Source organism: Vogesella sp. EB (assembly GCF_001037925.1).
Taxonomy (GTDB): domain Bacteria; phylum Pseudomonadota; class Gammaproteobacteria; order Burkholderiales; family Chromobacteriaceae; genus Vogesella; species Vogesella indigofera.
In genome coordinates, this window is record NZ_LFDT01000006.1 from 93,723 (window position 1) to 107,920 (window position 14,198).

Below are 14,198 nucleotides of genomic sequence, written 5' to 3' on the forward strand. Positions count from 1 at the left end.
AAGGAACCCACCATGCAATTGCGCACCCTGCTGCCCTTGTCCCTGCTCGCCCTGTCCGCCACCGCACTGGCCAAACCGCTCACCGTCTGCACCGACGCCAGCCCGGAAGGCTTCGACGTGGTGCGCTACAACTCGCTGACCACCACCAACGCCAGCGCCGACGTGCTGTTCAACCGGCTGGTGGAATACGACGCCCGCCAGGGCAAGCTGGTGCCATCACTGGCCACGCGCTGGACGGTGGCGCCGGACGGCCTGTCCATCACTTTCACCCTGCGTGACAAGGTCGCCTTCCACCGCACCGCCTGGTTCAACCCCACCCGCGCGCTGGATGCCGACGACGTGGTGTTCAGCTTCCAGCGCATGCTGGACAGCAACCACCCGTGGTACAAGACCGCGCCCACCGGCTACCCGCACGCCAAATCGTTCCAGCTCGACAAGCTAATCAAGGCCGTGGTGCGCGTCGATGCCCGCACCGTACGCTTTGAGCTGAACCAGCCGGACGCCACCCTGCTGCCGACCCTGTCGATGGGCTTTGCCTCGATCTACTCCGCCGAATACGCGGCGCAACTGGCGCGTGCCGGCACCCCGGAGCTGCTCAACAGCCAGCCGGTCGGCACCGGCCCGTTCCAGCTGCAGGGCTTTGCCAAGGACAGCGCGGTGCGCTATGCGGCCAACCCCGCCTACTTCGGCGGCAAGCCGGCGGCCGAGCGGCTGACCTACGCCATCACCACCGACAGCAATGTGCGCGTGCAAAAACTGAAGGCCGGCGAATGCCAGATCGCCATCGGCCCGAAACCGCAGGACGTGCAGGAAGCCAGCGCCGACAGCCGCCTGCGCGTGCTGACCACCCCGGCGTTCATGACCGGCTTCGTGGCGCTCAACAGCCAGCACAAACCGTTTGACGACAAGCGCGTGCGCCAGGCGGTGAACCTCGCCTTCGACAAGCCCAGCTACCTGAAAGCGGTGTTCGGCGGCAGCGCCATCGCCGCCAGCAACCCGTTCCCGCCGTCCACCTTCGGCTACAACAAGGCGATCAAGGACTACCCGCAGGACATCGTCCGCGCCAAAAAACTGCTGGCCGACGCCGGCCACCCCAACGGTTTCGACACCAGCATCTGGATCCGCCCCACCGGCAGCACGCTGAACCCGAACCCGAAAGCCGGCGCCGAACTGCTGCAGGCGGATCTCGCCAAGATCGGCATCCGCACCGAGATCAAGGTCATCGAATGGGGCGAGCTGATCAAGCGCGGCAAGGCCGGCGAGCACGACCTGCTGTTCATGGGCTGGGCCGGCGACAACGGCGACGCCGACAACTTCCTCACCCCGCAATTCAGCTGCGCCGCGGTGCAATCCGGCACCAACTTCGCCCGCTACTGCGACCCGAAGCTGGACAAGCTGATCACCGACGCCCGCCGCGACGCCAGCCCGAAACTGCGCGCCGCCAACTACGCCCGCGCGCAGCAGATCATCAAGGAACAGGCGCTGTGGCTGCCACTGGCCCACCCGACCGCCGCGGTGATCACCAGCAACAAGGTCAGCGGTTATCAGGTCAGCCCGTTCGGGCGCGTGGATTTCAGCAAGGTGATGCTGAAGTAAGCGTTTTATCCGTTGCCTGAAACGGATGCGGCCAACCTTGGTGACAAGGTTGGCCGCATGACTTTATGGGGCGCCCTTCAAAAGCGGCAGGCCCGTACCTCAGTCGCGCACATACCAGTCGTCACCAGGCATGCTGCCGGTTATCCGGAAACGAGCCGTCTTTGACGGCCGCGACGTATGCCGCGAAAGCAGCGTGCACATCATCAGCCTCGCGCAGGAAGTTCCGCACGAACTTCGCCATGCGCCCAAGATTGAGGCCAAGCATGTCATGCATCACCAACACCTGGCCGGCAGTGCCGTTGCCGGCTCCGATGCCGATGGTGGCACAGGACTTCATCTCACCGGAAATGGTTGCGGCAAGCCGGGCGGGAATCATTTCCAGCACCATCATCGCCGCCCCGGCGGCGTCCAGCGCCGCGGCCTCGGTCCGGATTCGTTCCGCCGCCGCCTCCTCGCGCCCCTGGACACGATAGCCGCCCTGTGCCGACACGGTTTGCGGCGTCAGCCCCAGATGGCCGCAGACCGGAATACCCCGCTCGACCAGAAACGCCACCACATCGGTGGTCCAGCCGCCGCCTTCAAGCTTGACCATCTGCGCACCGGCCTGCATCAGCTGAATGGCGGAGCCAATCGCCTGGTCACGCGAGTGCTGGTAGCTGCCAAAGGGAAGATCGGCAATCAGCAGCGCGCTTCCTTCGGCACGAACAAGCCCCTGGGCGACACACTGGGTGTGATACAGCATGCTCTCCAGCGACACGCCGACGGTACTGCTTCTGCCTTGACACACCATGCCCAGCGAGTCGCCAACCATGATGCAGTCGACCCCGGCAAAATCGGCGGCGGCGGCAAAGGTGGCGTCATAGGCGGTCAGCACCGCGATTTTTTCGCCATTGGCCCGCATGTCGGCGATCTGCCGGGTGGTTACTGGCTTGCGCTTGCGCCCCGCAGCGCCCTGAGGTTGGCCGTAAGGGGGCGTCGCGTGATTCGCACTGTCGGTCTGGCCGCCGAGGGTTGGTCGGGGCATATGGTCTGGCATCTTGAAAGCTCCTTAGCGCATGGCAAACCGTCCGCAGGTCATGCCGTGCAGGTCATGCAGCCTGCCGGCCGCCAAATAAAATAATTGATGCTGAAGCCGCGCAACGGCTGACACGCTGACAGGCACCAGCAGCCCGCTGGCCGGATCAGTCATGAGCACGGACGTTGGCGATGGTGGCCTGCATCAGCGCCACCACTTTGTACGCGGTGCCGCCGTCGGGGTAGGCGCGCACTTCGCCGGTACAGACGGTGAGCAGCTTGCCGGCATTCTGGACCGTGCCGATGGCCACGAAACGCTCACCGAGTGCGGGCCGGAGCAGGTTGATCTTGAATTCGGCAGTGACCACTTCGTACCCCGCTGCCGCCTTGGTCAGCGCGGCATAACCGCACGCGCTATCCACGATGCTGGTGATGGCGCCCGCATGCACATAGCCGTGCTGTTGCGACAGCGCGCGGGAAAAAGGCAGGGCGATGTGGACTTCCCCATCGGCGACATGGGCGAGCGTAGCGCCCAGTGTCGACATCAGGCCCTGATCGCGGAAACTGGCAGCAATTCTTTCGTGGAGATCATTCATGTTGCGGGCACCTTGGCAAGGGTTGGAGGCTGTCATGCAATTTAGCAGCCTTGCACCTGCTTGTATTTGTCATTGGCGGAATACCGGCCGGTCGCCGGCCGTGTCGTGGCGCATTTTTCCCGGCACCAGCTCAGTGCATGAGCTGCTCGGCAAACAGCAGCACAGCGATGACGATCATCGCGGCACCGGACAGGCGGCTGACGAGCAGCGCCGCCCGCGGGCGGGTCTGCAGTACCGCCCCGGCGCCAAAGCCGACCAGCAGATAGACCACGCCGCAACTGACGATGTGAACCAGCCCCAGCGCAACGATCTGCAGCGGCACCGACCACGACGCGCTGCGGTCCGTGAACTGGGGCAGCAAGGCCAGGAACAGCAGGAATACCTTGGGATTCAAACCGCTCACGCAAACGCCTTTCACGGTCCAGCGCGCCCATGAACCGGATTCCGCGATCTCGGCGGCGCTGGGCACGGCGGGATGGCGCAGCATGCCGATGCCAACCCACAGCAGATAGCCGGCGCCGACGACGGTGAGCGCGGTCAGGGTCAGTGGGTGGCCGGCCACCAGTGCGCCCACGCCGGCCGCCACCACCAGTGTCGCCAGCAGGTGGCCGATGAGCAGGCCGGCGACCGCCGGCACCACCACCCGCCCTCGCATGCCGGCGGAGATCGCATACGCCCAGTCCACACCGGGGGTGATGACAAACAGGATCGACACCGCCCAGAAAGCCGCAAAAATGCCATAGCTCATGCTGCGGCTCCCGCACGCCGCCGCCGGGCTGTGGCCCGCAGCTCGATTGCTGCCGGGCTGGCAGACCACGCCAGGCCGGCGATAGCCGGATCCGTCTCCGCCGGCTGCCGCCGACCGCGCTGTGTTTTCATTCCGTACTCCTCCAGAGGCATATCGCCTACCTTCCGCCACCTTGGCGAGGTAGATGTTTCCAAGTTCGTGTTGCTGTTGGAAATAATATTCCCTGGAAGTTAGAATGTGCTCTCAAGTTTTTGTGATGTATCTTCAGTTTTTGGAAAATTTTTCTAAATGGACAAAATTGATTGCAAGATTCTTGCCGAACTCCAGTCCGACGGGCGTCTTTCCGTCACCGAGTTGGCCGACCGCATCGGGCTGAGCGTCTCGCCCTGCCATCGCCGGGTGCGCGCACTGGAGCAATCCGGGGCGATCAAGGGCTACCGTGCCCACCTCGACCCCGCAAACCTGGGCCTGAATTTTTCCGCCCTCGTTTTTGTGACGCTGCGCGACGGGGATCACCACGCAGTGCAGACCTTCGAGGCGTCATTGCTCGCCATTCCGCAGGTTATCCAGGCCCAGCGGCTGTTTGGTGACCCCGACTATCTGCTCCACGTCATGACCCGCGACCTGCCCGCTTTCCAGCAGCTGTACGATGAACGCCTTTCCAGCCTGCCCAGCGTGCAGCGCCTGACCTCCACCCTGGTCATGAAGAATGTCATTCAGGACCGCCCGCTGCCGCTGTGAGCCCTGCGCAGCAGGCCGGGCAATGCGCTCGCATTGTGGCCGTGCGGTCGGAAGCGGCGAAGGCCGCCGGTTGCAAGCGCCTGAAATAGCCTAAAAAAACACGCGGCCAACCTTGTCCAAGGTTGGCCGCGTGTTTGTCTGCGTTTGCCGAGGATGGCGCCCTATTCCCCCATCACCACGCCCTCGCGGCGCGGGTCGGCGCCGCCGAAGTAGCCATCCGCCGTGCGGCCGATGGCCTGCAGGCCGCTGGTCATGTCGGTTTCGCGAACCCCATGGCCATGCGTCTGCAGCCACTGCACGGTGTCGGCCGGGAAGCGTTTGCCCCCCTCTATGGCTGGCACCAGGCCGGACCAGCGTGAAACCCACGTCTGTCACGGACTGCATCAGGTGTATACACAACTTTTGATCTATCGCAGAATGCAGCGCCTGCCAATTGCGTACAGTTGATCAACTTCCGGATTGGCATGGCGGCGCCGCCATCAGGGCAAGTCATTGCCGCTGCATCCACAACCAGCTTACAAGGAGCAATACATTGCAGCGAAATACCCTGCTCGGCCTGGCGCTGGCCGCCTCGTTACTGACACCCGCAGCGCTTGCCGGGCATCTGGAAAAAATAAAAGCGTCGAATGAGCTCAAGGTCTGCATCTGGCCGGATTACTATGGCATTTCCTACCGCAATCCGAAAACACTGCAATTGTCCGGCATCGATATCGACATGGCCAACGCGCTGGGGCAGAACCTTGCGGTCGCCGTCAAATTCGTTGACAGCTCATTTGCCACGCTCATCAGCGATATCGAGCAGGACAAGTGCGATATCGCCATGTTCGCGATCGGCATCACCCCGCAACGCATGGAGAAGCTGCGTTTCACCCGCCCGCACCTGAGTAGCGACATCTACGCCATCACCACCAAAAGCAACCGCCGCATCAAGAATTGGGCCGACATCGACAAACCAGGGATGGTCGTCGCGGTAGCCAAGGGCACGCTGCATGAACCGGTGATGCGTGAAAAACTCAAGCAAGCCACCTTGTTGGTCACCGCCACGCCGCAAGGACGAGAACAGGAAGTCGAGTCCGGCCGCGCAGACGTCTTCATGACCGACTACCCGTTCAGCCGCCGCATGCTGGAAACGACAGACTGGGCACGACTGGTGCCCCCACCGGCCACTTATCACCTGACCCACTACGCATACGCCATGCAGAAAGGTGATGACGCCTGGTACAACCGAGTGACCTCCTTCCTGGACTCAGTCAAGACCGACGGACGCTTACTTGCGGCGATCAAGCGCCACAAACTGGACCCGATTGCCGAACGTTGAGACGGCGCTACTCAAACCTGGATGGTCCTTTGCCCCCCAAACCCACCCCCTCCTATGACAGACGCCGCACTGTCTTCAGTGTGGCGATATCGCTGGTGCTGCTTGCGATTACTGTTGCGACATGTTCCGTGCTGTGGCGCCTGCGCAGCGAAACCCTGAGCCGTCAGTTTGAGCTGGCCAGCCTGACGGCACGCGCTATGGAAGACCACCTCACCCAAAGCCTGACCGTGGTGGAGCGCACGCTCACGCTGGCCGGCAGCGACCACAACGCCAGCCAGCGACTCTCGTTTTATTTGCAGCAGGCACCCTATCTGCGCTCTATCGCCATCAGCGGCCCATCCGGACACATCGTCCTCAGTTCCAATGCGGCCAACCTTGGGCGGCAGGTGGCACGTGACAATTTCATGCCACAAAGCACCGAACCGGTTGCCGTACTGCGCAGCGGGCCGCTTACGGGCGGGCGCGACTTTGCCGATCAGGCGCGCCCCGGAAGCAAGGACAGCCGTGGCATCAGCTTTATCCCGCTGGCACTTGATGCGCAGCAGGAAAACGGTAGCTGGCGCGGTGTCCTCGCCGCGTTGAATACCGACTACTTCCTCAATTTTTACAGTTCGCACATTCCCCCGCCACAGGGAGAGGTAATGCTGTTGCGCTATGACGGCAGTGTTCTTGTCAGGAGCGCCAACAACTTTCCTGGTCCCCTCTACAGCAGCATGCTGCACAGCCGACTCGCCCATAGCGACACCGACCGTTTCGAAGAGATGCTGGCCGACGGCCACCGGACGCTGACCGCCTATCGGGTCTCCAAGTCTTACCCTTTTATCATTGTGGTGCGGCTAGACCGGGAGTTTGCCCTGAGTAGCTGGCAGCATGAGGCCGGTATTGCTGTGCTGGTGGTCAGCCTCTCCCTGTTGCTACTGCTGGGACTGGCGACCGTGTATTACCTGCGATTTGAACGGCTTGAGCGCATCAGGCAGCAGGACGAAGAACAATTGCGCATTGCCGCGGTGGCCTTTGAATCGCAGGAAGGCATTTTCGTGACCGATGCCAACAACAGGATCCTTCGCGTCAACCGCGCCTTTACCCGCATCACCGGTTTCAGTGAACAGGAAGCCGTTGGTCAAACACCGCGCCTGTTGAGCTCGGGCAAGCATCTGGCACCGTTTTACATCAGCATGTGGCAACAACTGCTGGCGAGCGGCTCCTGGTGCGGTGAAGTGTGGAACCGGCGCAAGAACGGCGACATCTACCCCGAATGGCTCACCATTACCGCGGTAAAGAGCGCCGAGGCCACCACCAGCCACTATGTCGCCACCCTGACCGACATCACCCAACGCAAACAGGCCGAGGACGAAATTCGCAATCTGGCCTTCTATGACCCGCTAACCCGGCTACCCAACCGCCGCCTGCTTCTGGAGCGCCTGCAACGGGCACTGGGCAGTGTCGGCCGCCGTAACGAAGGCGCGCTGCTCTTCATTGACCTGGATAATTTCAAGACCCTCAACGATACGCTGGGACACGACATGGGTGACCTGTTGCTACAGGAGGTTGGCCGCAGACTGAGCCACTGCGTCCGGGATGGCGACACCGTGGCACGGCTAGGCGGCGACGAATTCGTGATCCTGCTGCTACGGCTGGGCAAAGACCAGCGAGAAGCCGCCGGCTATGCACAACGTCTGGGTGAACGCTGCCGGCGGGCACTCAACGAAACCTACGACTTGGCCGGCCACCCCTACCACTCCACCCCGAGCATAGGTGTCGCCATGTTTGCCGACGGACAACATAACTGCGACGAACTGATGAAGCGCGCCGACCTGGCGCTTTACAGTGCCAAGGCGGCCGGGCGCAATACCGTGCATTTCTTTGACTTGCAGATGCAGAGCAGCCTGAGCGAACGCACCAGTCTTGAGTCTGGCTTGCGTCAGGCAGTAGCACAGGAGCAGCTACAGCTCCACTTCCAGCCGCAGGTCAACCACCATGGCGCCATCAACGGCGCCGAAGCCTTGTTGCGCTGGCAACACCCGACGCTCGGCATGCTGGCACCGGACAAGTTCATTACCCTGGCCGAAGAAACCGGCCTGATCATTCTCATCGGTTTGTGGGTACTGGAGCAGGCCTGTGATCAGCTGGCTACCTGGAGCAAGCACTCGGCTACCGCTGATCTAACAATGTCGGTCAACATTAGCGCCCGCCAGTTGCACCATCCTGACTTTGCGGAACAGGTGCAATCCATCCTGACGCAAACCGGTGCCAATCCGCACCAGCTGATGCTGGAGATCACCGAAAGCTGCCTGGTAGACGATTTCCAGGCCAGCAATAACAAAATGACGGCCTTGCGCCAGCAGGGCGTCCGCTTCGCACTGGATGACTTCGGCACTGGCTACTCTTCGCTGTCCTACCTGAAACGGTTGCCGCTTGATCAGCTGAAGATCGACAAGTCATTTGTTCATGGCGTCCTGCGCGACCAGAACGATGCCACCATCGTTCGCACCGTGATTAGCCTGGCCAACTCCCTGAACCTGACGGTATTGGCCGAGGGCGTGGAATCTGAAGAGCAACATGCTTTCCTGGCGCAGCATGGCTGCCACTGCTATCAGGGTTATCTGTTCGGCCGCCCGCAACCTATTGAAGCACTGCGGGAAATACTGGCCACCCCGACCACACAAATGAAAACCACGCTTCTGCAAGCCTGAGTCTGCAGTCTTTGTCCGTCACGCGGCACCACTGAAATAGCCGAATATCATCAGCACAATGGGCTGACTGTAGCAAGCAGAACAGGGCATCGGTCACAAGCGCCCAGCGCGCCACTACACCCACCTCGCCCCAGGAGGCGTTAGCCCACCATGACCGACGTAAGCGAACTCAGTAGCGACAACACGGTTTATAAAACCCTTCTGGAGTCGACCCGGGCCATTCCCTGGAAAATCGACTGCGCCACCATGCAATTTGCCTACATTGGCCTGCAAATCGAGCCATTGCCGGGCTGGAGCCAGGCAGCTGGCAGACGACCAAGGACTGGGCGATACGCATCCACCCGGATGATCGCGACTATGTGGTGAATTTCTGCATTTCACAGTCTCAAGCCGAGGTTGACCATGAGGCCGACTACCGAGCGCTGACCAAGGATAACGGCTATGTTTGGATGCGCGATGTCGTGCACGTGGTACGCAACAGGCAGAAAATGCAGCACGCTCGTGACTCCCAACAACAGTCTGAAACCCCTTGCCACCGGTTTCAGACTGTCTCCGTTTTCACGCTGTCTGCCGGCGAGCTGGCGCCGGCAGCCGCCCTACTCCCCCATCACCACGCCTTCGCGGCGCGGGTCGGCGCCGCCGAAGTAGCCGTCCGCCGTGCGGCCGATGGCCTGCAGGCCGCTGGTCATGTCGGTTTCGCGCACTTCATGGCCGTGCGCCTGCAGCCACTGCACGGTGTCGGCCGGGAAGCGTTTTTCTTCCAGCAGCGTCGGTGCGCCGGTGGCGCCGAAGTTGGGCAGGTTGATCGCCTGTTGCGCGTTCAGTCCCCAGTTGAGCATGCCGTACAGCGTCTTGGCGGTGTAGTGGATGATCAGCGCGCCACCGGGGCTGCCGCCGCTGATCAGCAGCTGGCCGCTGGCCTTGTCGAACAACAGCGTCGGGCTCATCGAGCTGCGCGGGCGCTTGCCCGGCTGCACGCGGTTGGCGGTGGGCAGGCCGCTGGCGTCATTGGGGGCGAAGTTGAAATCGGTCAGCTCGTTGTTGAGCAGGAAGCCGCCGGCGCCCTTGCCGGACGGGTTCACCATCTGCCGCGCGCCGAACTGCGCCTCGATGGTGGTGGTCATGCTCAGCGCGTGGCCGTCGGCATCGACGATGCTGATGTGGCTGGTGCCGTATTCCGGCTGCGCCGCGGCGATGCCTAGCGCCAGCGGCATGGCGCCGGGCTGGCCAGGCTGTGCAGTCTTCATGCTGTTGTCGCCGATCAGCTTCGCGCGCGCCGCCAGATAGCCGGGCGCCAGCATGGTGTGCCAGCTGCCGCCGGGCGGCTGCACGAAGTCCGGATCGCCGACGTACTTGGCGCGATCGGCAAACGCCAGTCGTGACGCCTCGGTATACAGGTGCAGCCACTGCGGCGACGGCTGCGGCTTGCCGTCCGCGCCCTGCTGCAACGGCAGGCCGGCGGCCGGCGTGTGGTTGAGGATGCCGAGGATCTGGCCGACGGCGATGGCGCCGCTGCTGGGCGGCGGGAAGCCGCACAGGCGGTAGTCGCGGCTGGCCGCGCGGTAGTCGCTGCACAGCGCCTCGCGCTTCTTCGGCCGGTAGGCGGCAAGATCGGCCAGCGTCAGCTTGCCGGGGTTGGCCGCGTGGCCCTGCACCTTGGCAACGATGGCCTCGGCCACCGCGCCCTGCAATAGCGCCTTGCTGCCGCGCGCGGCGATCTGGCGCAGCACATCGGCGTAGGGTTGGTTGCGTAGCAGATGGCCGACCGGATACGGCTCGCCCTCAGCCTGATAGAAATAGGCGGCGGCCACAGGGTCCTGCTTCAGAAAGGCGTCGGCTTTCAGCAGGGTATGCAGCCGCGGACTGATGGCGAAGCCCTGCTCGGCGAGGCGGATCGCCGGCTGGAACAGCTCGCGCCAAGGCAGCTTGCCCTGTTCGCGGTGCGCCTGTTCCAGCATCGCCACCACGCCGGGCACGCCGACCGAGCGGCCGCCGACCACGGCATCGTTGAACGTCATCGGTTTGCCGTCGGCGCCGAGGAACAGCGTCTCGTCGGCGGCGGCCGGCGCGGTCTCGCGGCCGTCGTAGGCGCTGACCTGTTTGCCGTCGTAGTACAGCAGGAAGGCGCCGCCGCCGATGCCGCTGCTTTGCGGCTCCACCAGCCCCAGCACCATCTGCACTGCGATGGCGGCATCCAGCGCGCTGCCGCCGGCGGCCAGCACCTGACGGCCGGCGTCGGTGGCCAGCGGATTGGCGGCGGCCACCGCGTACTGTCTGGTGGCCCAGCCCGACTTGTCCTGATAGCCGGAGGCGGCTTCCGGCTGCGGCGGCAGCGGGCTGTAGGTGAACGATGGCGGCGTGGCGGCACAGGCGGCCAGTAGCAGCGACAGGGCAACGGTGGACAGACGGGCGCTCATGGTGGGGTCCTTGTCAGGCGGCGGGAACTATAGCCATAGCACATGCCATGCCAAATGGAAAACCGGCATGCACGGCATGGTGGCCAATCGGCGCGCCGTGGCCGCGGCGGCGCTGTTAAAATGCGCGCTTTTGCCGCCGGCCCCGCCCATGCTCACCATCCTCTATCGTGACCAGCACCTGATCGCCATCGACAAGCCGTCCGGCCTGCTGGTGCACCGCAGCGAGATCGACCGCCGCGAAACCCGCTTCGCGGTGCAATTGCTGCGCGACCAGATCGGGCAGCAGGTGTTTCCGGTGCACCGGCTGGATCGCGGCACCAGCGGCGTGCTGCTGTTCGCACTGGACAGCGACACCGCGCGGCTGCTGAACCAGGACTTCGCCGCCAAACAACTGGCCAAGACCTACCTCGCGGTGGTGCGCGGCCATCCGGCCGACAGCGGCGACATCGACCACGCCATCACCCGCCAGCCGGACGAGCGCGAATACGTGCACGGCAACGCGCAGCTGAACGCGCAGCCGGCGTTCACCCGCTACCGCACGCTGGCGCGCTGCACCCTGCCCTACGCCGTGGACCGCTACCCGCAAAGCCGCTACGCGCTGGTCGAGCTGCATCCGGAAACCGGCCGCCGCCACCAGCTGCGCCGCCACCTGAAGCACATCGCCCACCCCATCATCGGCGACGCCACCCACGGCAAGGGCGTGCACAACCGCTTCTTCCAGACACAATTCAACGTTGGCCGCATGCTGCTGCACGCGGTGGAGCTGAGCATCCGCCATCCGCACAGCGGCGAGGCGCTGACCATCACCGCGCCACTGAGCGGCGACTTTGCGCGGCTGGTGCACGAGCTGGGCTGGGCCGACGCACTGCCGGCGGCGTGGCAGGGGGAGTCCGGCCGCGACTGAGCCAGACGCGCCTTGCGGCCAACGTTGGCCGCAAGGCCGCGGGACGGGCGGCGATTTGCGCTACAATGTGCGGCTATTTTGTCCGAACGACCGCCATGCTTAGCTATCGCCACGCCTTTCACGCCGGCAACCACGCCGACGTGCTGAAACACCTGATCCAGGTGCAGATCATCGACTACCTCGGCCAGAAGGATAAGCCGTTCTGGTACATCGACACCCACGCCGGTGCCGGTGCCTACAGCCTGACCGAGGGCTACGCCACCAAGACCGCCGAATACGTCGATGGCGTGGCGCGGCTGTGGCAACGCGACGATCTGCCGCCGGCGGTGGCGCGCTATCTGGAGGTGGTGCGTAGCATCAATCCGGACGGCGAGCTGCGCCACTACCCCGGCTCGCCGTGGTTCGCCGCCGAGACCATGAACCGCAGCGAGAAGCTGCGCCTGTTCGAGTTGCACCCCAGCGATTTCCAGCTGCTGGGCGAGTGCTTCGCCGACGCCGGCCGCCGCATCAAGGTCGAGAAAAGCAACGGCTTCGAGGCGCTGAAGTCGATCCTGCCACCCCCACCACGCCGCGCGCTGGTGCTGATTGACCCGCCGTACGAGGACAAGGGCGACTACCAGCGGGTGGTGAACGCGATGCAGGAATCGCTGAAACGCTTCGCCACCGGCACCTACGCCATCTGGTACCCGCTGCTGCAGCGGCCGGAAATCAAGGACATGGTGGCGCAGCTGAAGGCGCTGCCGTGCCAGAGCTGGCTGGACGTGACGCTGACGGTGCGCACGCCGTCGAAGGAAGGCTTCGGCATGCACGGCAGCGGCATGTTCATCGTCAACCCGCCGTGGACGCTGCCAGCGACGCTGAACGACACCCTGCCGTGGCTGACCGCCGCGCTGGCGGTGGACAAGGGGGCGTGGCATAGCGTGGAATACCGCGAGAACAACTAAGAACCTGTTCAAGGTCTGCTGCGCTTGATCTCAATCGGGCGATACCGTGTTGAAAACGCCTTCGGCATGCGTGTTTATCTCTAGGTAAATGCCGCTTCCTCAGCCGTTTTCGCCTTGTCTCGCGTGAGCGCGCGAGACTTTGAACAGGCTCTAAACCCACCCGATGTAAAAAATGGCCCTGCACACGCAGGGCCATTTGCTTGCGGCCAACCTTTGGCGCCCAAGGTTGGCCGCACGGCTTCAGTCCGGCGCCAGCTGCAGGCGGCGTTCGCTGTGGAACTGGCGCGCCTCACCGCTCACCGGATCGGTAAAGGCAATGCTGCGTGCCAAGAGTTGCAGCGGCTGGCTGAAGTCGTCCACCGCCTTGTCCGGCAGCAGCGCCGGATACCACGGGTCGTTGACGATGGGGATGCCCAGCGCGGTCAGGTGCGCGCGCAGCTGGTGCTTGCGCCCGGTCAGCGGCGACAGCCGGTAGTGCGCCAGCGTGCCGGCGCGGGCGATCAGCTCGACGCGCGTCTCGCTGTTGGCCTCACCGGCCACCTCGTGCATGCGGAAGCAGTCGTCGCGCTCCAGCAGCCGGCTGCGGTGAACCAGCGGCAAGGCGAGATCGTCGCGCCACGGCGCGATGGCCTCGTAGGTCTTGCGCACCTCACGCGTCTGGAACAGGCCCTGGTAGGCGGCGCGGTGCGCCGGATCGATGCAGAACAGCATCACGCCGGCGGTTTCGCGGTCGAGACGGTGGATCGGCGTCAGCTGCGGCAAGTCCAGCTCGTGGCGCAGGCGGCCGAGCAGCGTCTCGCGCAGATGGCGTCCGCCGGGGATGCAGGCGAGGAAGTGCGGCTTGTCGGCGACCAGCAAGCGTTCGTCGCGGTACAGCACCGTGGCCGCAAACGGCACCGGCACCTCGTCCGGCACCTCGCGGTAGTACCAGATGCGGCGGTTGGCCGGATACGGGCTGTCGAGACGATGCGGGCGGCCCAGGTGATCGAACACCTCGCCGTTTTGCAGCCGCGCGCGCCACACCGCGGCGGGAATGTGCGCGAAGTGCGCAACCAGGAAGCTGAGCAGGTCCGGCCAGGCGCCGGCCGGCAGTTGCAGGAAGCTCGGCGCCACGCCGGCGCGCTCGGGAATGGGAGAAACACGTTGATTCATCGCGCGATTGTAAGGCCACACGCGCCAGTTGGCAGCAGGCGCGTTAAAATGCCGGCTTCACCGCATCGCGAAAGC

Annotated in this window: 14 protein-coding genes and 1 pseudogene; 8 read left to right on the forward strand and 7 right to left on the reverse strand. The window is 64.1% G+C overall.

The window, feature by feature from the left end; genetic code table 11:
• The first annotated feature begins 12 nt into the window (after window positions 1-12).
• Window positions 13-1,596: an ABC transporter substrate-binding protein gene (locus tag ACG97_RS05500; RefSeq protein ID WP_047966342.1), complete on the forward strand. Its 1,584-nt coding sequence runs from the start codon at window positions 13-15 to the stop codon at window positions 1,594-1,596.
• Between the two features lie 121 nt (window positions 1,597-1,717).
• Here the strand turns inward: ACG97_RS05500 and panB are convergent, their stop codons facing one another.
• The 4 genes from panB to ACG97_RS05515 all read right to left on the reverse strand — a co-directional run bounded on the left by panB (window position 1,718) and on the right by ACG97_RS05515 (window position 3,954).
• On the reverse strand, window positions 1,718-2,632 hold the full coding sequence (gene panB / locus ACG97_RS05505) for a 3-methyl-2-oxobutanoate hydroxymethyltransferase (RefSeq protein ID WP_255348022.1): 915 nt from the start codon (window positions 2,630-2,632) through the stop codon (window positions 1,718-1,720).
• A 12-nt stretch (window positions 2,633-2,644) separates the two neighbouring features.
• A complete protein-coding gene (locus ACG97_RS17505; protein ID WP_156167957.1) occupies window positions 2,645-2,785 on the reverse strand; it encodes a hypothetical protein in 141 nt (46 codons plus the stop codon).
• Complete coding sequence (locus ACG97_RS05510; protein ID WP_047966344.1) at window positions 2,778-3,206, reverse strand: PaaI family thioesterase; 429 nt, start codon at window positions 3,204-3,206, stop codon at window positions 2,778-2,780. The genes ACG97_RS17505 and ACG97_RS05510 overlap by 8 nt, the downstream gene beginning before the upstream one ends.
• Before the next feature lie 130 nt (window positions 3,207-3,336).
• A complete protein-coding gene (locus tag ACG97_RS05515; protein WP_047966345.1) occupies window positions 3,337-3,954 on the reverse strand; it encodes a LysE family translocator in 618 nt (205 codons plus the stop codon).
• A gap of 288 nt (window positions 3,955-4,242) precedes the next feature.
• Between ACG97_RS05515 and ACG97_RS05520 the strand changes: the two genes are divergently transcribed.
• Window positions 4,243-4,695: an Lrp/AsnC family transcriptional regulator gene (locus ACG97_RS05520; RefSeq protein ID WP_047966346.1), complete on the forward strand. Its 453-nt coding sequence runs from the start codon at window positions 4,243-4,245 to the stop codon at window positions 4,693-4,695.
• A 161-nt stretch (window positions 4,696-4,856) separates the two neighbouring features.
• Here the strand turns inward: ACG97_RS05520 and ACG97_RS05525 are convergent, their stop codons facing one another.
• Window positions 4,857-5,036: a hypothetical protein gene (locus tag ACG97_RS05525; protein ID WP_047966347.1), complete on the reverse strand. Its 180-nt coding sequence runs from the start codon at window positions 5,034-5,036 to the stop codon at window positions 4,857-4,859.
• 191 nt (window positions 5,037-5,227) lie between these two features.
• Here ACG97_RS05525 and ACG97_RS05530 point away from each other — a divergent pair, with 191 nt between their 5' ends.
• From ACG97_RS05530 to ACG97_RS18235, 4 genes and pseudogenes are all read left to right on the forward strand, one after another.
• Complete coding sequence (locus ACG97_RS05530; protein WP_082133654.1) at window positions 5,228-6,013, forward strand: ABC transporter substrate-binding protein; 786 nt, start codon at window positions 5,228-5,230, stop codon at window positions 6,011-6,013.
• Window positions 6,014-6,042: 29 nt separating this feature from the next.
• Entirely contained in the window at window positions 6,043-8,706 is a 2,664-nt protein-coding gene (locus tag ACG97_RS18190; RefSeq protein ID WP_053068077.1) for an EAL domain-containing protein, read from the forward strand.
• A gap of 150 nt (window positions 8,707-8,856) precedes the next feature.
• Window positions 8,857-9,072 carry a hypothetical protein gene (locus tag ACG97_RS17995; protein ID WP_238377262.1) on the forward strand — a complete coding sequence of 72 codons (216 nt, stop codon included), beginning with the start codon at window positions 8,857-8,859 and terminating at the stop codon, window positions 9,070-9,072.
• A pseudogene (locus ACG97_RS18235) lies at window positions 9,042-9,131 on the forward strand (hypothetical protein); the annotation flags it as partial. The gene ACG97_RS17995 and the pseudogene ACG97_RS18235, both read left to right, overlap by 31 nt.
• Window positions 9,132-9,302: 171 nt before the next feature.
• On the opposite strand, the gene ACG97_RS05540 reads toward ACG97_RS18235, so the two are convergent.
• Entirely contained in the window at window positions 9,303-11,123 is a 1,821-nt protein-coding gene (locus ACG97_RS05540) for a gamma-glutamyltransferase family protein (RefSeq protein WP_047966348.1), read from the reverse strand.
• Between the two features lie 148 nt (window positions 11,124-11,271).
• Between ACG97_RS05540 and ACG97_RS05545 the strand changes: the two genes are divergently transcribed.
• Together ACG97_RS05545 and ACG97_RS05550 are read left to right on the forward strand one after the other, a co-directional pair.
• Window positions 11,272-12,027: a pseudouridine synthase gene (locus ACG97_RS05545; RefSeq protein WP_047966392.1), complete on the forward strand. Its 756-nt coding sequence runs from the start codon at window positions 11,272-11,274 to the stop codon at window positions 12,025-12,027.
• Between the two features lie 95 nt (window positions 12,028-12,122).
• Complete coding sequence (locus ACG97_RS05550; RefSeq protein ID WP_047966349.1) at window positions 12,123-12,971, forward strand: 23S rRNA (adenine(2030)-N(6))-methyltransferase RlmJ; 849 nt, start codon at window positions 12,123-12,125, stop codon at window positions 12,969-12,971.
• Window positions 12,972-13,211: 240 nt separating this feature from the next.
• On the opposite strand, the gene ACG97_RS05555 is transcribed toward ACG97_RS05550, so the two are convergent.
• Window positions 13,212-14,123 (reverse strand): pseudouridine synthase, encoded by a 912-nt coding sequence (locus tag ACG97_RS05555; protein ID WP_047966350.1) that lies wholly within the window; start codon window positions 14,121-14,123, stop codon window positions 13,212-13,214.
• Between the last annotated feature and the right edge of the window lie 75 nt (window positions 14,124-14,198).

Bases quoted from the DNA above. Each gene is read 5' to 3' on its own strand.
- panB (WP_255348022.1), bottom strand. From the start codon at position 2,632: ATGCCAGACCATATGCCCCGACCAACCCTCGGCGGCCAGACCGACAGT.
- ACG97_RS05550 (WP_047966349.1), top strand. From the start codon at position 12,123: ATGCTTAGCTATCGCCACGCCTTTCACGCCGGCAACCACGCCGACGTG.
- ACG97_RS17505 (WP_156167957.1), bottom strand. From the start codon at position 2,785: ATGACTGATCCGGCCAGCGGGCTGCTGGTGCCTGTCAGCGTGTCAGCC.
- ACG97_RS17995 (WP_238377262.1), top strand. From the start codon at position 8,857: ATGACCGACGTAAGCGAACTCAGTAGCGACAACACGGTTTATAAAACC.
- ACG97_RS05555 (WP_047966350.1), bottom strand. From the start codon at position 14,123: ATGAATCAACGTGTTTCTCCCATTCCCGAGCGCGCCGGCGTGGCGCCG.
- ACG97_RS05510 (WP_047966344.1), bottom strand. From the start codon at position 3,206: ATGAATGATCTCCACGAAAGAATTGCTGCCAGTTTCCGCGATCAGGGC.
- ACG97_RS05520 (WP_047966346.1), top strand. From the start codon at position 4,243: ATGGACAAAATTGATTGCAAGATTCTTGCCGAACTCCAGTCCGACGGG.
- ACG97_RS05515 (WP_047966345.1), bottom strand. From the start codon at position 3,954: ATGAGCTATGGCATTTTTGCGGCTTTCTGGGCGGTGTCGATCCTGTTT.
- ACG97_RS05540 (WP_047966348.1), bottom strand. From the start codon at position 11,123: ATGAGCGCCCGTCTGTCCACCGTTGCCCTGTCGCTGCTACTGGCCGCC.
- ACG97_RS05500 (WP_047966342.1), top strand. From the start codon at position 13: ATGCAATTGCGCACCCTGCTGCCCTTGTCCCTGCTCGCCCTGTCCGCC.
- ACG97_RS05545 (WP_047966392.1), top strand. From the start codon at position 11,272: ATGCTCACCATCCTCTATCGTGACCAGCACCTGATCGCCATCGACAAG.